This is a genomic window from Lacipirellula limnantheis (genome assembly GCF_007746075.1).
Taxonomy (GTDB): Bacteria; Planctomycetota; Planctomycetia; order Pirellulales; family Lacipirellulaceae; genus Lacipirellula; species Lacipirellula limnantheis.
This window is the reverse complement of sequence record NZ_CP036339.1, coordinates 3,232,427-3,251,561: the sequence shown is the minus strand read 5'-3', so window position 1 is coordinate 3,251,561 and position 19,135 is coordinate 3,232,427. Positions and strand designations below refer to the sequence as shown.

11 protein-coding genes are annotated in these 19,135 nt (G+C 64.2%); 2 read left to right on the top strand and 9 right to left on the bottom strand.

Going from position 1 to position 19,135, the window contains the following annotated elements:
* Position 1: 1 nt before the first annotated feature.
* From I41_RS12590 to I41_RS12560, 6 genes are all read right to left on the bottom strand, one after another.
* Positions 2-1,018: a Gfo/Idh/MocA family protein gene (locus I41_RS12590; protein ID WP_145433026.1), complete on the bottom strand. Its 1,017-nt coding sequence runs from the start codon at positions 1,016-1,018 to the stop codon at positions 2-4.
* Positions 1,015-2,223 carry a DegT/DnrJ/EryC1/StrS family aminotransferase gene (locus I41_RS12585; RefSeq protein ID WP_145436338.1) on the bottom strand — a complete coding sequence of 403 codons (1,209 nt, stop codon included), beginning with the start codon at positions 2,221-2,223 and terminating at the stop codon, positions 1,015-1,017. The genes I41_RS12590 and I41_RS12585 overlap by 4 nt, the downstream gene beginning before the upstream one ends.
* A 101-nt stretch (positions 2,224-2,324) precedes the next feature.
* Entirely contained in the window at positions 2,325-3,080 is a 756-nt protein-coding gene (locus tag I41_RS12580) for a glycosyltransferase family 2 protein (protein WP_168206867.1), read from the bottom strand.
* Between the two features lie 95 nt (positions 3,081-3,175).
* Complete coding sequence (locus I41_RS12575; RefSeq protein ID WP_145433024.1) at positions 3,176-4,729, bottom strand: GumC family protein; 1,554 nt, start codon at positions 4,727-4,729, stop codon at positions 3,176-3,178.
* An 840-nt stretch (positions 4,730-5,569) separates the two neighbouring features.
* The gene (locus I41_RS12565) at positions 5,570-6,463 is read right to left on the bottom strand and encodes a hypothetical protein (RefSeq protein ID WP_145433022.1); all 894 of its coding nucleotides are present in this window, start codon (positions 6,461-6,463) and stop codon (positions 5,570-5,572) included.
* On the bottom strand, positions 6,447-8,615 hold the full coding sequence (locus tag I41_RS12560; protein ID WP_145433021.1) for a hypothetical protein: 2,169 nt from the start codon (positions 8,613-8,615) through the stop codon (positions 6,447-6,449). Before I41_RS12560 ends, I41_RS12565 begins: the two co-directional genes overlap by 17 nt.
* A gap of 597 nt (positions 8,616-9,212) precedes the next feature.
* Here I41_RS12560 and I41_RS12555 point away from each other — a divergent pair.
* Entirely contained in the window at positions 9,213-9,839 is a 627-nt protein-coding gene (locus tag I41_RS12555; protein ID WP_145433020.1) for an ECF-type sigma factor, read from the top strand.
* Between the two features lie 100 nt (positions 9,840-9,939).
* A complete protein-coding gene (locus I41_RS12550; protein WP_168206866.1) occupies positions 9,940-12,228 on the top strand; it encodes a serine/threonine-protein kinase in 2,289 nt (762 codons plus the stop codon).
* Positions 12,229-12,466: 238 nt separating this feature from the next.
* Here the strand turns inward: I41_RS12550 and I41_RS12545 are convergent, their stop codons facing one another.
* From I41_RS12545 to I41_RS12535, 3 genes are all read right to left on the bottom strand, one after another.
* Entirely contained in the window at positions 12,467-17,851 is a 5,385-nt protein-coding gene (locus tag I41_RS12545) for a beta strand repeat-containing protein (protein WP_145433018.1), read from the bottom strand.
* A gap of 429 nt (positions 17,852-18,280) precedes the next feature.
* Positions 18,281-18,520 carry a WD40 repeat domain-containing protein gene (locus tag I41_RS28590; protein WP_145436337.1) on the bottom strand — a complete coding sequence of 80 codons (240 nt, stop codon included), beginning with the start codon at positions 18,518-18,520 and terminating at the stop codon, positions 18,281-18,283.
* Positions 18,521-18,574: 54 nt separating this feature from the next.
* The gene (locus I41_RS12535) at positions 18,575-18,757 is read right to left on the bottom strand and encodes a hypothetical protein (RefSeq protein WP_145433017.1); all 183 of its coding nucleotides are present in this window, start codon (positions 18,755-18,757) and stop codon (positions 18,575-18,577) included.
* Positions 18,758-19,135 lie beyond the last annotated feature (378 nt).

The following is a 19,135-nucleotide window of genomic DNA, read 5'->3' as shown; positions in this document are numbered from 1 at the left end:
GTTACGCCACCAACGCCGATTGGGACATCTGCGTGCATACGCTGGCCCACGACGTTTGCAGCATCGTGTTGTACGCCGCGTCGATCACTTCGACCGAGGCGAGCGCATCTTGCAGCGAGATGAGCGACGGTTCCAGTCCATAGATCGACCGCGTGAAGTTGTCCAACTGGCTGCCGAACGCTTGCACCTTGTCGTAACCCTTGCCGAAGACGGTCCAGTCGGCGTCGCCGGCGCGGCGGAACTTCGATTCCTTCCACCCCACATGCAGCGTGCCGGCCGAACCGTAGACGCTGAGATAGTAGGGCAATTCCTTGTTCAGGCTCCACGACAAGTCGATCGTGCCCATCACGCCGGCCGCGCTGCGAACGAACATACGCACGGTGTCTTCGACGGGGATTTCTTGTACGCGCAGCCCCTCGACGACCTGCAGCTCGACGATCGGGCCGAGGAAGTATCGCATGATGTCGACGGAGTGGGTGCCGTTGTCGATCAACACGCCGCCGCCGCTGACAGCGCGATCGCTGTTCCAGCGGCTCCGCATGTCGACCCGCGAGGTGAAGGCGTTTTCGAACAGCACGATGTCGCCGATGGCGCCCGAGGCGACGATCGACTTGGCCTCGACCACGTCGGCCGCGTAGCGAAACTTCGACGCCATGCGTAGCGTGGCAGTCGAGCGCTGCGCCGCCGCCAGCATGGTGATCGCTTCGTCCGGGCTGATGGCCAGCGGCTTTTCGCAGAGCACGTGGACGCCTTCGCCCAATAGCCAGCAGGCAATCTCGGGGTGAGTTACCGGCGGCGTGCAGACGACCACGGCGTCGCACCCCGTCGATTGACGCATCTCTTGATAGGAGGTGAACGCCGGGCAGTGCATTTGCTCGGCCAGCGCGGTGGCCGCCTCGGAGCGCACATCGGCCACGCCGACCAGTTCTGCAGTGGCGGACTGCGCAAAGGCCTGGCCATACGAGTGGGCGATCGCGCCGGCGCCAATCAATCCGAATCGCATCTTGTCGTTAGTCATGCTGCTACCCCTTGAAGCTCTGCCGCGCAGGCGGCGATTGACTCGGCAATAAACTGCACATGCTCACTGGCGTACTTTTCGTTCCACGGTAAGACGAGGATCGTGCTGAGGCCCTGATACGTGCCGGGAAAATCTTCGCGGCGATAAGCGACCGCCTCGGCCCGGGCGAGCGTGAAGGGCCAACGGCTTTCGCCGAAGGTGCGTTGATCGCGGAAGACCTCGCACTCGAAGGCCGGCTTCTGGATATACCGCGGGGCGGAGAAGATGCCGCGCTTCTTGAGGGCGGCGGCCAGCGCCACGGTCCCGCCGGGAATGACGGCCGGATCAACGTGGACGCAATACTTCCAATAGGTGTGGACGTCGCACGCCTGAATCTCGGGCGCGGCGATGCCCGGGATCTCGCTGATCGCCGCGGTGAGTTCGTCGGCCAGCGCGATGCGGCGATCGACGACGTCTTCCAGCTTGTCGAGCTGGGCGACGGCGACGGCGCCTTGCAGTTCATTCATGCGGTAGTTGAGCGCGAGGAAGTAATGGTCGGGCGCGGCGTCGCCGTAGCCCCACGCCTTGTTAATGAACAGGAACATCCGCCGGGCATAGTCGGGGTTGTTCGTCACGACTAACCCGCCCTCGCCAGCGGTGATGTGCTTGCCCTGCTGCAGGCTGAAGCAGCCGATGTCCCCGATCATGCCGACGGATTCGCCCTGGTGCCGCGCGAGGAAGGCCTGAGCGCAGTCTTCGATCACGGGGATGCCGCGCGAGCGACAGAGCTCCATGATGGGAGTCATGTCGCACGGATTGCCGAACAGGTGCGTGACGACGACGGCCTTGGTGCGCGGGCTGAGCACGCGCTCGATCGAGGCGGCGGTGACGTTGCACGTGGCCGGGTCGACGTCGGCGAAAACGGGAATCGCGCCTTGGTACAGGATGGGCGTGAGGGCGCCCATGTCGGTGATCGACGTGGAGACGATTTCGTCACCGGGCTCGGGATTGATGGCGGCGATCGCGCAGTGAATGGCCGCGGTGCCGTGCGAGCAGGCGTAGGCGAACTTCGCTTCGAGCATTTCAGCAAAGCGATTTTCCAACTGCTTGACGAACGCGCCCTTGGTGCTGGTAAGGGTGCCGGTGCGAATCGCTTCGCTCAGCGCGCTGATCTCGGCCTCGCCGAGCGTGCGACCGCTGGCGTCCTGATCGGAAGGCAATGACATGGACACGGTCGCCGACGTACTGCTCATAGATGCTGGTCCTTGATTAGACTTGCGCCCTCCTCGATCAGGAGGGATTTACCGTCAACACAATTCGCTACGCTTCAACTCGTCTCTTGTCCGGGAAACACTCGCCGCCAGGCGGCGCGACCCATCAGCCGCAGATGCGCGAGCGTGGCTCGTGCGATGCGCATTTTCGATTGGCCGGCGCTCCGGGTTCGCAGGACCGCCGGCTGTTCGGCGATACGTGCGCCGCGGCGATCGAGATGCCAAATTAGCTCCACAATGCCCACGAAGCCGGGATTTACGGTCGGGAGGTCGGCAAGCGACTCGCGCCAGCCGACGCGGACGCAACTGGTATAGGTGTGCAGCTTGTTGCGCATCAGCAGGCCGTAGATCCGCGAAGCGCCTTGCGAAAGTTGCAGGCGCCAGGCGGGCACTCCCTCGACGCCGCCCCGCGGGTGGTAGGGCGAGGCGACGACCATGTCGACTTCGCGCGTGAGCAGCTGCAGCATTGGTTCTAAAATCAGCGGATCGTACGTGCAGTCGGCGTCGAGCGAGGCGACGATTTCCGCTGCTGTGTGCTGGAGGCCGGTGTTGATTGCGGCGGCGATTCCTTGGCAGCGATCGTGGCAGAGCACGGTGACGTCGTCGCACTCGCGCGACAGTTCGCGCATCAGCGACGGGGTATCGTCGGTGCTGCCGTCGTCCACGAGCAGCCACTGCAGGTCGAAGCGGCGCTGGAGGGCTGAGCGGAGCCGCTCCATGCCCAACTTCAAATCGGGCATCGCTTCCGCTTCGTTGTGGCACGGCACGATCACGGCGAGCGTGGTGCGCAGCGCGCCATCGACGGCACGCAATGCGCGGCGCGCGGAGGGTAGCGAGTGCGAGGCGGGTAGGAAAGCGGGTGTCACGCTGTTCATGCGCTTGGTAAATCGGCGGCCGGGCGGGATGGCTACCGAGGGTTCGAGGGCGTCGCTTCGCCACGCCGCGCCAAGTCGACGACTGGCGATGCGTGTGAAGGAGTCACGCTGCCGTTCGAACCCGCCAAAGGATCCATCCGTCTTGGACGGGTGCGGTGCTGAGAGGCAAGGGCCGTACCGACGGCCGCAAACGAGGACAAGACGAAGCCGACCATCAACGTGACGATCGGCTGGGGGCTGACGGGAGTTTCGCTAATGGTGGGAGGTTGCATCACGTTCAGGCTGGAGATTTTGGCGTTTTCCAGTTCCTGGTTGATGCGGGCCTCTTCGAGGTTCTCGGCGTACTTGCGATAGTTGGTCTGGGCGAGGTCGATTTCGCGTTCCAAACGGCGGATTTGCAGCTCAGAATCGTTGATGTTCTTGAGCTCCTGCTGCACGGAGGCGATCGACGCTTCCAGCGACTTGGTGCGGGCGGCGGAGGCTGATAGCGCCGCCTGGCGTTCTTGCACGGCGAGTTCCGCTTCCTGGAAGGTGCGATTGACGCCGAGGGTGACCTGGTCGGGCGATTCTTCTTGTTCGTAGACTCGCCGTGCTTCGTCGAGCTGACCGCGAATATGCACCAAATGAGGGTGATCGGGCGTAAATTTGGCGGAGAGGCCCTGCTCGGTGACTTCGAGATCGTACAGCTTTTCGCGTAGCGACTGGCTGGCGGTTTGCGGCAGGCCGGTGGCGCGTTCACTCACGATCATGGCGGGCGCCGCGGTGAGATCGCGGCGACGATTGGCCAATTCCGCCTCGGCGGCGACCTGCTCGGCCTTGGCTCGCACCAGGTCGGCGCGGAGCGAATCAATGAGTTCCAACTTCAACGTGCGCTGCACCGCGAGATCGGGAAGGCCGGACGTGGTTTTCAGGTCGCGCAGTTGTTCTTCGAGCTCGGTCAGATTCTCTCGCAGCAGAGCCGACTGCTCGACGAAGAATTCCTGGGAGCCGTGCGTACGATGCGTTTGCAGATGTTCGTGACGTGCGCTCTCCAGCACCGCTTCGATCACGTCGCGCGATAGCTTGGGATCTTCCGATTCGTACGAGACGGTGACGATGCTGGTTTTGTTAGTCGAGGCGACGCCCAGGCTCTTGCGCAGGCTCTTCACGGCTTTGTCGCGCAGGCTGTAGACGCGGAGCGGATTGAGATTGTACTCGTCTAAGCCCGAGAGCATTTTGCTGGGGGAGAAGCCGTCGTCCTGTTTGACGGGCTTTTCGAGAATCACGTTGGGGCCAAACTTGTCGACCACGCGCTCCGCCAAGAGTCGGCTGGCGAGCAGTTCTTCGACGGCGTGAACTTCGCTCTCGCGGCTTTCGGCGATGGAAACCATTTGTCCGGTGGTGGCCGTGGGGTCTAACGAGACGCTCTCGCGGCCGAGGCGGACGAATAGCTTGGCTTCCGACTGATACATTCGCGGGGCGAACGATAAATAGGCGAGCGTGAGCGCCATGCCCGCGAGCCAGACGGCGAGAATCTTCTTCTTATGCCGCCAGCAGAGTTGGCCCAGTCCGTGCGGTTCGCTGGGGGTGACGTAAAGGTTTTGCATCCGGGCGAGCTCTGGCGAACGCGGATTCCGCGAAACAGCGCGATTTGCCCCTGCGGCTAGTGGACGGCGTCCACACGCGAGGGATGACTGCGGGAGGGTTTACAAGCCTGAACGGGCGGGGAGGCGGGATTCGTGGACGCGCCTTCGCGGCGGTCGCTGCGGATTTACTATGATTCCGCTAGTCGATACTTACAAGCTGGCGCCGGCAGATTCCAGCGTTCTGCAACCTTCATTCCACCGATGGTGGACGAGATGTAGGGATTCTCCCCCGAGATAACTGGGGAAAACTCTCATCATCCGAGATTTCCCCTATGAATTGAGCCTCGAACCGCTCCAAGCTCGGGATGCCGCCCATTTTTACAGGCTGCGGTACGCCCGAGTCGCCTTTCGAAAGCTCGCGCCCTAAGAACGAGACGAAGCCGTGCAGACCACTTTGGCCGCCGCGGCCGTCGACGACGCCTGGCTGGCGCCGTCGGGACGCGGCGGTCGCGCTTACCCTACGACGCTGGCCCGGTTCGCCGTGCGTCGCTATCGAGCGGGTCGGCTGCTGGGGAGCCGCGACAATGCGGCCGACGTCGGCTCCCGCAAGTGGCGCTTGCGCAGCCGGCGCCGGGCGCCAGGCGCTGGCAGCCGCTGGGCGGCGGCGTCTTTTTCGCGCTGGGTGACTTCGTTTAGCTATCAGCGGCGCCGGCGCGGTCATCGAGCAGGTGATCATGCTCGAGGGGCGACCGTCCTTCCTCCGTACGCGCGCCGCCGTGGCCGGCGGCGGCGGCGCGCGTTGATACAAAAACCAAATTGTCAAAGATCAAACAACGGTGGAGCGAGAGGCACGGCCACCCGCTAGGTGGTTACCACAGGCGTCGTCGGCGTGGCGCTTGCCGTCGCGAACGCTGCGGCCCTCGCCTCGCCAAGGGCAGAACGTCCGCCATAGGTATCAACTGGCCGCAACTTCGTTTCGCATGCGTTGGCCTTCTCCAGCTCATGTGTCAGCCGCAGGCAACGCTCGGCTTGGCGGCTCAGCTGGGAGTATTGCCGCAGATCGTCCGCGACCCGTCCCAAGTTCTCCGGCGACGTCGCCGCGTCGCGCAGCTCGGCCTTCAGCGGCGCGGCGAACTTCGCCGTCAGCTCGCACACGTCGGCAGTGAGCCAGCCAAGCGCCGCCCCGATTGGCGACGCTTGCTGTTGCGCCCAGCGGCGCAGCGGATCATGCCGCTCGTCGCTCGGCGCGGAGGTCGGCCCAGGGGGCTGCTCGGCAGTGACTGAAATGGGGTTCGACATCATCTTTCCTTTCACGTTCGTGCCACAGTCGAGCGCGGGACGCGGACCATGCCGCGCGCAGCCGCGCCGTCGCCGCAGAGCCCGGCCGTGAAAGTGCCAGCTGGACGCGTCGAGATGCGGAAGCAAGCGCGCCTGCACCGACGCCAGCAGCCGCCGCCGCTCGCGCTGCAGCGCGTTCAGCGTGCGACGGCGGCGGCGCGCCGTTTGACGCCAGGCGAGGTACGCGGCGATGCGACGGGCCAGCCGCTGGTCGACGCCGATGTACGCCACCCGCTGGCGACCACTGAGGTCGCGGTAGCGCAGCTTGGCGCACCGCGCCCCTGACGGCAGGAACTCATTGGCGACGAAGCCTTGCCGGTCGAGGCGCGCGAGTTCTTCCGGCGGCAGCCGCGCCGCGAGCCAACGTTGGGCGGCCTGCAGGGCGCGCGGCCGACGACGTTTAGTTTCGACGTGCATCGTTTCGATCCTTTTGCGTGCGCAAGAGATTGCAGATCTGGGCCGATAACCGGCAGAGGCTGGTGACGGAGGCGGATTGCTGGGCGGGCGACGACTCGCCGCCCGCCAGGTCGAGCGTGGCCGCGGCGCTGAATTCCGCGAACCGCCCGACGAGCTGCGCTTGCATCGCCGTCAGCATCCGATCGGTGGGCGATGAGGTCACCGCCGCTTCACGAAGGAGCGGCGCGACGACAACGTTGTCGTACTGCTCAACGTAACGACGACGGGCGCGCTCGCGCTGCTCTAACGGCGTTGCAGCGTCGACCGCGGCGAGACGCCGACGCGCGCTGACTAAGCCATCGGCCGCGCTAACTTCCGCTCGCGTTAAGCAGGGATAGATCAGATGATTCTGCAGCGAGGCGCGCAGCAGTTGCTTCACCGTCGCGGGCGAGCCAGTTTCGACTTCCGCGCGGATCCATTGCAGGTAAGCTAACGGCGGCGACCACACGGCGACGGCGGCGTCCGGATCAAAGCGATAACGCCAACAGTGCTGGAGATTGGCGATGGCCTGCTGTTGCTCCTCATCAGTGCGCGGCTGTAACGTCGACGGGTCCCACAGCGACGCGATCAACGTCGGCGTGATGAGAACTTGCCGCTCGAGCGCGCTGATGCGCGCCAATTCCTCGGGATACGGCTTTCCGCGCGCGCCTTTGACGGAGATCTCGCTCCAAATTGCCCGGGTCAACGGCGATTTGACAAGCTGCATCGCCGCGAGTCCATCCCACAGCTTTGCACCCCACGACTCCGCCGCGACTGGTGACTGCGGCGCCGGGATCGCTGCGACTCCCAGTCGCCGCCAGGCCGCGACGTCGCCCGCATCGCGGGCAGCGATCAGGGCGCCGCCGCACGCCTCCGCCAAGCTGCGCGTCTGCCAGTCGGTGACAAAGCCGTCCAGCGGGACGGGCACGGCGGCCGGCCACTCACTTGCATAAAACGCCGTCGGGCGCCCTTGCGCCGACGGCCGCAGGCTGACAATCGTCCCCCCCGCCTGGGCGAAAACAGGAATCAATTGTGGCTTGCCGTCCGGGCCTTCCAAAAAAAGCGTCGATCCGTAGAGATCGTCCTCGCTATTGGAGACCGATTCTCGCTCCGCCCACGCGGCGGCGTCGACGGGCGCCTGGAAGATGTCGGCGTCCCACTGCGGGTCGATCCCTTTGCCGGCGACTGCGCCGGCGGGCGCCTGGGCGCGTGCGTGGGACAGCTTGAAGAAGGCTTCGCCAATCTTCGTCGCCGGCCCCTGCGCGTCCATCGGCTCTTGCGGCGGAACCCAGATGCCGCTTTTCGCCTTCGGCTTGGCGTTGCGGAGCGAGGCAGGCGGGTCGTTGATGTGGGGCGAATCCTCCGACGCCCCAAAGGGATTTAACAGGGTCGGCCGTCTAGCTTCCTGGCCGAACTTCCACGCGTGTTGATTTTCCGGATACGCGGCACGGCTGAATTGCGCCACCGCCGCCGCGCACGCCTCGAGCGATTCCTTGGCGAGGGGGGCGCCGGGGCTATCCCCCCCTGCGATCATTCCGGCGATGCGGTCCAGCTCCAACAGCGCCGCCTCGCGGCGGACCATCTCGGCCGGCGGGCGCCACGCGCCGGCGCCCTTGCTCAACATGCCGTAAATGTCCTCGAGCGCCGCCGGCCCGCACAGGTACGCCAACAGCTTCATGGCGGTCCGCCGGCGGGCGGTCGCCGGATCGCCGCAACGCAGCTCCGGAGCCACGCAATATCGGACGATGTAGTCTCTGTCGTCCAGCCGATCCCAGTAGTCGAAAAATGCGAAGCAGTAGCGGCGGACGTTTGAGCGGTCGATCTTGAGCTCGTTCGCCGCATACCCAAACGGCAGTCGAGCGAGCGCGATCGCTTCGATGCGGGCGGCCAGATTGCGATTTTCACGCCAAGCGAGGATTTCGACGTAGGGCCGGCAATCGGGGTTCGCCTCCACGGACGATCGAAACATATCGGTGGCATCAGCAAGGAGCATGAGGCATTTGGCCAGCCGGCGGGTCTCGACGTCCGCGTCGGCGCGCAGCCGCACGCGCCACCGCCGCGCGTCGTCGCTAGCCTGCCGATAGCGCCAGTCCGGCGGCCTCGTCGCCGGGAGTGCTTGCCATTTTTCATTCATGATTTGTCTCTCCCCATTCCATACCCAAGGCGTTGATGCGAGCGGCGGTCCGACGCCGCGCACGCTGCACCTTCAGCCTAACGGCAACTGGCGAGGCGCTGTCAAGTCCGTTTTTGGCGGCCTCGCGAAATTAGGACAAAAGTGATAATGCCCTCAACGAAAAACTCAGCGGTGTTCGAATTACAGCAATTTCCTGTTGAGGCAACATCCATATTGGCGGGAGCGATGTTTTCTGGAGCGGGGGCGCACGCTACAAAGTGCGCAGCCTCGGCGCTGCAATCCGCGAACGTTTGAGCGCCGTGCTTGAAAGCGGCGCGTCGGGAAGCGTTGCGTCGCTGGCGGCGAACGCCGCCTCGCCCCTGGGCTGAGCGACGACAGTCCCCGGCGTGGCGAAGAATCGGCGCGGCGGGCGGGAGTTGGTTGTCGAAGTCACATGGCTGCAGATGCCGCGGGCGCAGACACGCTGTTCTCCGAAGCGTTTCGGGGAAATGGACTTAGGGCGACGAGTAACGCCAAACGAACAAGTTAACCTTCCTCTTGAGGGAAAGACCTGACGGCGTGAAGGGTCGAGGGAAAAACCTTGCTATGATGGACGCCATGAGCGAAGTGACTCAGATCTTGTCGCGGATCGATCTCGGCGACCCCAGCGCGGCCGACCAACTCTTGCCGTTGGTCTATGAGGAGTTGCGCAGGCTGGCCGCTGCCAAACTGAACCACGAGAAGCCTGGTCAGACGTTGCAGGCCACGGCGCTGGTGCATGAAGCCTACTTGCGGTTGGTCGGTAAGTCTGGCTCTCCGGAGGCATTTCGCGAAACTGACGGCCGACAAACGCAATCGTCGGGCAGTCACTGGAATTCGCGCGGCCACTTCTTTGCGGCCGCCGCGGAGGCCATGCGTCGCATCCTTATTGAACACGCCAGAAAAAAGCACGCGGAAAAGCGGGGCGGATCCCGTCAACGAATGGAGTTTACCGACGCGGTCGCCCCCGAGGCGCTTCCTCCCCTGGAGCTCTTGGCCCTTAATGAAGCCATGGAACAGCTTGCTCGCGATTACCCCCAACATGCGGCCCTGGTGAAGTTGAGGTTCTTCGGGGGGCTGACGCTGGAAGACGCCGCGTCAACTCTGGGGATTTCGGTCGCGACGGCGAAACGCCGGTGGACATGGGCCCGCGCCTGGCTATTCGGGAGACTGGCGACGCCGGCCGGTCAACCGGAAATCGCTTGATTATTGCTCGACTGGTGAGCCGCTTCGCACGCGGTTGACGCACGGATCAATGGCAGTTGGACTTAAGTGCGCATGCGGCTCCCGATGGCGAAAAATTCCCATGACGGCCACCTCGCATCAGCAATTAGAAACCATTCTCTGCGTCGCCGTCGAAATCGCGGATCTCTCCGAGCGGTCGTGCTATCTGGCACAGGCCTGCGGCGAAGACGCCGATCTGCGTCAGGAAGTTGAGCGGATGGTAGCGAATCACTTTCGCGCCGGTCAATTCCTGGAGCGACCCGGCGACGCACTGTCGGCAAGGGCCCTTCTGCCAATGCTTGAGCGTCCCGGCACGTTGATTGGCCGCTACAAGCTATTGGAACAGATCGGCGAAGGGGGGATGGGCGTCGTCTACATGGCCGAGCAGCTGGCGCCGGTGCGCCGAAAAGTGGCGCTGAAAATCATCAAGCCGGGGATGGATAGTCGCCAGGTCGTCGGCCGATTTGAGGCGGAACGTCAGGCGCTGGCGATGATGGACCATCCTCATATTGCGCGTGTGCTCGACGGCGGCGAGACCGACCTCGGCCGGCCGTACTTCGTGATGGAGCTCGTCTGCGGGATGCCGATGACGAAGTACTGCGATGACGCGCACCTATCAACGCGAGATCGCCTGCACCTGTTCTGTACGGTCTGTCGAGCGATTCAGCACGCTCACCAGAAAGGGATCATTCATCGCGATCTCAAGCCGTCTAACGTGCTCGTCACGCTGCATGATGGGCGGCCGGTCGCCAAAGTCATTGACTTTGGGGTTGCCAAAGCAATTGGCGCGCAGCTTACCGAGAAAACGCTGTTCACGGCCTTCGCTCAGATGATTGGCACGCCGCTCTACATGAGCCCTGAACAGGCTGAGATGAGCGGCCTCGACGTCGACACGCGCAGCGACGTCTATTCCTTGGGCGTGCTCGCGTACGAATTGCTGACGGGTCACACGCCCTTCGGCAAAGAAGCCCTGCAAGAGGCCGGACTTGACGCCTTGCGGCGAATGATCCGCGAACAGGAGCCGCTTTGCCCCAGTCGTCTGATTGGCACGCTGAGCGCTGTCGCGAGTTCCACGGTGTCGCACCGTCGCGGACTTGATCAACGCCAGCTGACGTACGAACTGCACGGCGAACTCGACTGGATCGTGATGAAGGCGTTGGAAGTCGATCGCAACCGGCGCTATCAATCTGCCGGCGACTTCGCCGCCGATATTGAGCGCTATTTGAATGACGAGCCGGTCGAAGCGGGCCCGCCGTCGACGCTTTACCGTCTCCGCAAACTTGTGCGGCGGCATCGAGCGGCCTTCACGACCGCGGCCTTGGTCGCGATGTCGCTGGTGATTGGCGCCGCCGTCAGTCTTTGGCAGGCAGCAGAGGCGACTCATGCTCGCAAACTGGCGGACCGGCGCGCGGCAACAGAGAGCGCCGCGCGCGCCGAGGCGGACCATGAGCGCCAACGCGCCGAGGCGAATCATTTGACGGCTCGGCAGGCCGTGTCGCAGATGTTGAAGGAGGTCGCCGACGAACGGCTGAGCGAAGTCCGCGAACTGAAGGATCTGCGGCGCGGGTTGCTGGAGGATGCGGTCGACTTCTACACCAAGCTTATTGAAGCAAGCCCTACCGATGCCCAGGCATACGCTGAACGGGCAGAGGCGCTTGGACTGCTCCGAGGATATGAGGCGCCGATCGACGATTACGAAAAGGCAGTCGCACTGGATCCGGGCAACGCCGCTTACCATGAAGCGCTCGCCGATATTTACTCCAAAGGAAGCGGTATGACGCCTCACAGGATCAAGGCCCTCCAACATGCGCGACGCGCCATCGAGATCGATCCTGAAAGATTGATGGCCTATTGGTACGAGGCGACGGCCCTGGGACAGCTGGGGCGCATCGAGGCAGCTCGCGAGGTTTTTCACAAGTATCGGGACCTATCGCCCCCGACGAGCGAGACATACGTACGATTGGCAGACGGTCTGTGGGACATTGGCGACCGCGAGCCCGCCTTGGAGTACGCTCGCCAGGCCGTGGAGCTGGATCCGGGGAGCTTTGACGCCCACGGCAAGTTATCCTCGCTGCTGTTCCAGGCAGGCGATATGGAAGGCGCACTACAGGAATCGACCACAGCGATGCGGCTGCGCCCTTATAGCCTCTCCCGCTGGGGGAGCACTGCCTATTTAATCCGGGGATCAGTTCTCGTCCGCAGGGGCCAATATGCCGAGTCGCTCGACGACTTGACGCGAGCCATTGAGTTGGAGCCTTGGTACCACGCCCCCTACATGAATCGCGGGACGGCGTACTTTTGTTTGAAGGAATACGACAAGGCGCTGGCCGACTGGATCAAGGCCGCAGAGCTCTACCCCACGAGCCACTGATTCTTGCGTCCTGCGGTGAACGACGAACTGCGTCTCTCACTCGCTTCGACGGCGGCCTCATCGGTTGGCCTCGTGGGCAGGCGCTGCCTGAGCGCCGCAACAACGATGCGGCGCATGGAGCGTCGGCGACGCCGACGGGCTATTCCGCGACTACGACGTGATCGATTCGCCCTGCCGCAATAGGATCCAGTTTCCAGCGCAGGTCGCAATGACCAACCCCGCCAAGACTGCGATCAAGCTAACGGGAAGTTGCGCAACGATGTCGGTGCTTCAAACACCGAGCTCGACCGGTCAATATCAGCGCGATCCCCATGAGCAGCCCACAGGATGGCTCGGGAATCATCGTCGCGGCGGGAGCGGCGAGGTGGCTCCCAAACTGGCGCTGCCAGACAAGGAGATCCGCGCCGTCGACCGCACCATTGGCATCGGCGTCGCCTTGAAGGTGAGTGGCGCTGCTTCCTATTCCATAGCCGGCCTTCCAACGTGTTAGATCCGCTCCGTCCACGTCGCCGTCTTCGTCGAAGTCCGCTTGGTAGAACACCGTGCCGACCAGGTTGATGGTGACCGTCGGCAGGTTCAAGCTGAACGGTCGAGGATTGGTGCTCTGCGGAAACAGCTGAATCTGGCCTCCAATCAAACCGACCGTCGTCGACGGGAGCGTGATCGACATGCCACTCTGAGTCATCCCTGCAGCTAGTTCGCTAAACGATGAAAAGCCGGACAGCGAATAGCCGGACGCGGCCAGCGAATACGAGCCGGCTAGGGAATCGGCAGGCGCGGGCACATTGTTCAGCACGCCCAGTTGAGTCGACAGGCCGCCACGTCCCTGCACTGTGCTGCCCAGGTTGAGCGTGTACTGGTTCGCACCCGTCGGCGTCAACGTTCCGCCGCCGCCTGTCTTCACGAAATTCGCGACGGCAAAGTTGTTCACCGTCGCAGTGATATTCACGGTTTGGCTTGCAAGCGCGGTGTTGGCCAGTCCGCTGGTGCCCTCGCCGGTCGACTCGAGCGTCACTGTCGCTGTGCCGGACCGCGCGCCCGCAGTCGCCGTATCGACGCCCACGGTGAGACTCGCGGCGCTATCGCTCCCCGGAGCCAAGCCGCTAAACGATCCGCCATTGGTGGTGATCCCGCTCGAGGGGTTGCCGATCGAGCCATTCAGCCGCTCCGAAAACCCGTCGTTGATCGCCGTGTTGGCAATCGTGAGCGATTGGGTCACCACGTCGCCCACGTGGACGATGCCAAAGTCCACAGGCGTCGACGTGTGAGCGCCGGCGCTCGCCAAGCGATACACGGCGCCTGTCACGGTGACGGTCTGTGACGTAAGCGGCGTCAGGCCCAATCCGCTCGAACCGTTGCCATTGGAAACGAGCGTCAACGCAGCCGTGCCCGACTTATTCCCCGCTGTCGCCGTACTGTAGCTGACGGCAAAACTTGTGTTGTTCGTGGCGCCGGGCGCCAGAGCCGAGAACGATCCGCCATTGGCGATGACGCCGCCGGTCGCGCTGCCGATGGAGCCGTTGAGACTTTCCGAGAACCCGTCGGCCGGCACATTGTTTTGCACCGACACGCTCTGCGACGGCGCGGCGTCGCCCACATGTCGATTACCCAGAATCACCGGCTCCGGCGAATGAACTGGCGCCGCCAAACGATAAGCGGCGCCGGTGATCTGCAACATCTGCTCCCCGACGTTGTCAAAGTTATTGACGATTCGCATTTGCTGCGCGGTCAGCGGACCGGCGCTCGTCGCGTTGAATGTCACCGCACGACTGCCGCTGTTGGCGCCCGCAGCGATGGGGCCAAAGTTGCTCGTTACGCCGGCTCCGACGATTCGTGGATCGGTAAGATTGGCGCCGCCGACGGTCGTCTGAACGGCGCCGCGTAGGCTTGGCCCGCTGACGCCTATGTTATTGATCACGTAATTGAGCGTCGGCGCGGTCCCGACGTGGACGTTACCGAAGGCCATCGTCGCCGTGGCCGTGCCGCCGTTCGTCACGCTGCCGCCGAGGGTTTGCGTGACGCCGCCCCCGGCCAGGATCTGGCCCGCCCCGGTCACATTGGCCCGCGGATTGAACGCGTTGCCGACGCCGAAGTTGGCGTTATCGTAGTCGACGTTGACCAGGAAGTTGTTCCCGCCCAGGTGGAGCCCCGTGCCGTTGTGGTTCAAGTTGTCGGCGTCGGAGGGACCGCCGGCAGCGCTTAAATCGAGCGTCGCCGCAGCGTCAATCGCGACCGCGCCGCCCGCCTGACCGTCAATCGGACCGACAACGGCCAGGGCGCCCCCGGCAGCGAGGACGGTCCCGCTGTTGAGGACCGTGTTGTTGATCGTGCCGTGGCCCGAGATCGTTGCCCCGGCCGCGTTGACGATGGCGCCGCCCGACGTGAGCGATCCGTCGTTGAGCCCCACGCCGCCCAACTCCACGGCGCCGGTATTGTTGAGAGCCTGCGTCATGGTGAACGCGTGGCCGTTCCGGATTTGCAGCGTGCCGATGTTGGTGGCGAGCGAGGCCTGCAGCGGCGTCGCGCCGAACTGCATCGCGGCGCCGGCGCCGGAGAGTTCCACCGTCGTTCCCGCGGCAATCGTCGTGATGCCCGGCACGCCGGGAACGGAGAAGGTCGCTCCGCCTCCCGAATCGATGGCCCGATAGGCGGCGCCGGCCAGCGTCGCCGTCGGCACATCGATGTTCACGAGTCCTCCGGAGAGCGACAGCGTCCCGGAGCGGGCCTCGATTGTCCCTTGGTTCTCTACGGGCAAGGTGATCGTCGCGAGGCCGGTCCCGACGCTGCGGCGGAGCGTACCCCCGGCGGCGTTAGCGACGGAGCCGGCGTAGTTCTGCGCGAAGCTGGTTCCGTCCCCCTGCAAGTCGACAAGGCCCGTATTCGTGAACGTGTGACCGGTCGATGTCGTTGTGCCGTCGCCGGCGTAGATGGGACCTTGCTGCCACAGCAGCGTTCCCGCGTTCGTCACCGCGCCGTCGAAAAACTTCTGGCCGCCGCCGGCCGTCACCACCGCGCCGCCGCCGAGCGTCACGCCGCGGAACGTGCCGCCTGTCCAGGTGACATTCCCCGAGAGGTTAAGTCCACCGGAGACGACGCCGCCGGTGAGCTCGAGATTGTTGATCGTCGCCGTCCCATTGACGGCAAGCATGCCGCTCGCGAATCGCACGGCGCCTGCCCCGATCGCACTGGCTCCGTCATTGAGCGTGAAATTGCCCGACAGGTCGAGCACCGCCCCGTTGGCGACGTCGAACACGCCCGAGGAACTGCCGCCTCCCGAGAGCGCCAGGATCCCCGTATCGACGTCAATGATCCCTTGGTTGTCGATGGGCAAGGTGATCGTCGCGAGGCCGGTCCCGACGCTGCGGCGGAGCGTACCCCCGGCGGCGTTAGCGACGGAGCCGGCGTAGTTCTGCGCGAAGCTGGTTCCGTCCCCCTGCAAGTCGACAAGGCCCGTATTCGTGAACGTGTGACCGGTCGATGTCGTTGTGCCGTCGCCGGCGTAGATGGGACCTTGCTGCCACAGCAGCGTTCCCGCGTTCGTCACCGCGCCGTCGAAAAACTTCTGGCCGCCGCCGGCCGTCACCACCGCGCCGCCGCCGAGCGTTACGCCGCGGAACGTGCCGCCCGTCCAAGCGACCTGGCCTGACAAATTGACGCCGCCGGACATCACCCCGCCAGAAAATTCCAGGTTCGCCAGCTGCGCGACGCCGTTGATGTTGAGCGTGCCGCTCGCGAATCGCACGGCGCCTGCCCCGATCGCACTGGCTCCGTTATTGAGCGTGAAATTGCCGGACAGATCAAGGATCGCTCCGGAGGCGACGTCGAACACGCCCGAGGAACTGCCGCCCCCCGAGAGTGCCAAGATCCACGTATCGACGTCGATTGTCCCTTGGTTGTCTACGGGCAAGGTGATCGTCGCGAGGCCGGTCCCGACGCTGCGACGCAGCGTCCCCCCGGCGGCGTTGACGACGGAGCCGGCGTAGTTCTGCGCGAAGCTGGTTCCGTCCCCCTGCAGGTCGACAAGGCCCGTATTCGTGAAGACGTTGCCCGTCGGCGAATTGCTGCCGGCGTAGATGGGACCTTGTTGCCAAACCAGCGTCCCTGCGTTTGTCACCGAACCATCGAAGAACTTCTGGCCGCCGCCAGAAACGAAGGTGGCGCCAGCGAGCGCTCCGCCGCCGGTGATTATGCCTCCCTCCCACTGAAGATTGGTCAAATGAGTCGTGCCCACGACGTTCACCGTTCCACTAGCAATCCGAACGATGCCAGCGCCTGTACTCGATGCTCCGTTGTTCAAAGTGAACGTGCCGAGATCAAGCACGGCCCCGGCGGCGACGTCGAACACGCCCGAGGAACTGCCGCCTCCCGAGAGTGCCAGGATCCCCGTATCGACGTCAATGATCCCTTGGTTGTCGACGGTCAGCGTGATCGTCGCGGCGCCGGTCCCGACGCTGCGGCGGAGCGTCCCCCCGGCGGCATTGACGACGGAGCCGGCGAAGTTCGGCGCGAAGCTGGTGCCGTCCCCCTGCAGGTCGACAAGGCCCGTATTCGTAAACGTGTGACCGGTCGATGTCGTTGTGCCGTCGCCGGCGTAGATGGGACCTTGCTGCCACAGCAGCGTTCCCGCGTTCGTCACCGCGCCGTCGAAAAACTTCTGGCCGCCGCCGCCGGCCGTCACCACCGAGCCGCCGCCGAGCATTACGCCGCGGAACGTGCCGCCCGTCCAAGCGACATTCCCCGAAAGGTTAACTCCACCGGAGACGACGCCGCCGAAGAGGTCGAGGTTGTTAATCGTCGCCGTCCCATTGACGGCAAGCGTGCCGCTCGCGAATCGCACGGCGCCTGCCCCGATCGCACTGGCTCCGTCATTGAGCGTGAAATTGCCGGACAGATCAAGGATCGCTCCGGAGGCGACGTCGAACACGCCCGAGGAACTGCCGCCCCCCGAGAGTGCCAAGATCCCCGTATCGACGTCGAATGTCCCTTGGTTCTCTACGGGCAAGGTGATCGTCGCGAGGCCGGTCCCGACGCTGCGGCGGAGCGTACCCCCGGCGGCGTTAGCGACGGAGCCGGCGTAGTTCTGCGCGAAGCTGGTTCCGTCCCCCTGCAAGTCGACAAGGCCCGTATTCGTGAACGTGTGACCGGTCGATGTCGTTGTGCCGTCGCCGGCGTAGATGGGACCTTGCTGCCACAGCAGCGTTCCCGCGTTCGTCACCGCGCCGTCGAAAAACTTCTGGCCGCCGCCGGCCGTGATCGGACCCGACCCCGCCCGTGTGAATTGACCGGTTCCGGCGGTTGGACCGGCAAGCGTCCCGCCGGTCCACGTTGATGCCCCGTTGAGCGTCAGCGATCCCTCGCCGCCAATCCGGCCGCCGCCGAGCGTCAGGCTTTCGATGACGATGTTCGTCGCGGCGGGGATCGTCACGCTGTTCGCGTTGACGACGGCGTCGTACGTCAGCCCGCCATTGCCGTTCTGGGGAAACTGCGGCGTGTTCCAGACGGCCGAGTCGGTCCAGTTGCCGGAGCCGACCAGTGTCGACGTGACGTCAGCCCCCCACACCTCAGTGGCAAGACAAAGAATGAGGCCTGCGATCGTGATCGTCTGGCAGCGTTTTTTCATCATCCGTTAGCTCTCCCTAGAAGGTGATTCGGCGAGCCTTAGTTGGCCGGCCGCTCCGATCAATCTCGGTGGAAGCCCCGCCGGGTGAGCTTCCACTGGGTACTGGCTTCCGAACCTGAACACGCGCTGATCCGAGACGTATCGACGGTTATTCGGGGGGCAGTTCAACGTGTAACAACCGCCCCCCGAACGCCCAACGCAATAGGTGCTCCAGCAGCACTGGCGCAAGCAATGCACGCTCCTAATGGCTGGCCAGCCACCAGTACCGCAGCCGACGGTACCTGGCACGCGTGGCGTCACCAATCAGTGCGACAACGGAGCGCAAAAGGGATCAGCGAGCGGGAAGGAAAATGAACCGCTTGTCCGTGTGCAACTTGCAGAGACGCGTGGGGTATTGGACCAGGGGCGAGGCATCGCCAGAGCGACTGCACATCACTGGTTGTCATGGCGAGCGGCGCCAGGCGCGGACCAAATGTAGTGGCCCGATTCGCCGGACGTGAGCAGGCGCTCGCCGTCGGGACTCCATGCCGCGTCTCGGACCGAGACGCCATTGCCGCCGAGCGTCAGCAAATGAGCGCCTGTGGCCGCGTCCCAAATCTTCGCCAGCTTGTCAGAGCCGACGGTGGCGAGGCGACTGTTATCGGGACTCCATGCAACCCTTGAGTTTAGCAGGGGACAATCTTAGATGCGGCGCGGCAGTTGAACGCTTTTTTTGATCGGGCGCGGCTATTTGCGTTTCCAGGCAGCGGTGGTCATGTAAGCTGTGGAGCTGAAGAGTAGAGCACCCGGGCCAAGCGGTACGAAGTTACCGGTCGTGAACCATTGGTAAATGCCCACCGTTAGGAGCCAAACCGAGAACGTCAGCAACGCCACGGCAGCGGCTCGCAAGCACTTGGTCTCGTTTGTCATGTTTCAAGCCCTAACCGCCGCACCGCCTCGCGCAAAGCCCGGCCAATCCCCTCTCGGCCGGAATTTGCCATTGGCGGTGGGCCCCAAAATCCTCGTCATGATAACGACGCGCGAGTCAGGCCCGGGGCTCGCGGTTCGACAGTCCGCTGACCGCCTTGGCAATTAGCGCCACGCCGACTAGGGCGGCGCCGCTGACTAGGAGCGGGTCCGCCCTTTGCTCGATTCCCCAGCAGAATAAGGCTAGACCGACAAGCGCGGCTATTGCCTGCGTGACGAAGTCAATGCAGGAATCGTTTGAGTTCATGCCACGCAGTATCGCAGATCGCCGGGGCGACCGTCGCAAAGCCTATATCCCCGGCCGCAGAAGCCCCACGCGCA

Excerpts from the sequence above, each read along its gene's own strand:
- I41_RS12590 (WP_145433026.1), bottom strand. The coding sequence starts at position 1,018 with ATGACTAACGACAAGATGCGATTCGGATTGATTGGCGCCGGCGCGATC.
- I41_RS12585 (WP_145436338.1), bottom strand. The coding sequence starts at position 2,223 with ATGTCATTGCCTTCCGATCAGGACGCCAGCGGTCGCACGCTCGGCGAG.
- I41_RS12575 (WP_145433024.1), bottom strand. The coding sequence starts at position 4,729 with ATGCAAAACCTTTACGTCACCCCCAGCGAACCGCACGGACTGGGCCAA.
- I41_RS12565 (WP_145433022.1), bottom strand. The coding sequence starts at position 6,463 with ATGCACGTCGAAACTAAACGTCGTCGGCCGCGCGCCCTGCAGGCCGCC.
- I41_RS12560 (WP_145433021.1), bottom strand. The coding sequence starts at position 8,615 with ATGAATGAAAAATGGCAAGCACTCCCGGCGACGAGGCCGCCGGACTGG.
- I41_RS12555 (WP_145433020.1), top strand. The coding sequence starts at position 9,213 with ATGAGCGAAGTGACTCAGATCTTGTCGCGGATCGATCTCGGCGACCCC.
- I41_RS12550 (WP_168206866.1), top strand. The coding sequence starts at position 9,940 with ATGACGGCCACCTCGCATCAGCAATTAGAAACCATTCTCTGCGTCGCC.
- I41_RS12545 (WP_145433018.1), bottom strand. The coding sequence starts at position 17,851 with ATGATGAAAAAACGCTGCCAGACGATCACGATCGCAGGCCTCATTCTT.
- I41_RS12535 (WP_145433017.1), bottom strand. The coding sequence starts at position 18,757 with ATGACAAACGAGACCAAGTGCTTGCGAGCCGCTGCCGTGGCGTTGCTG.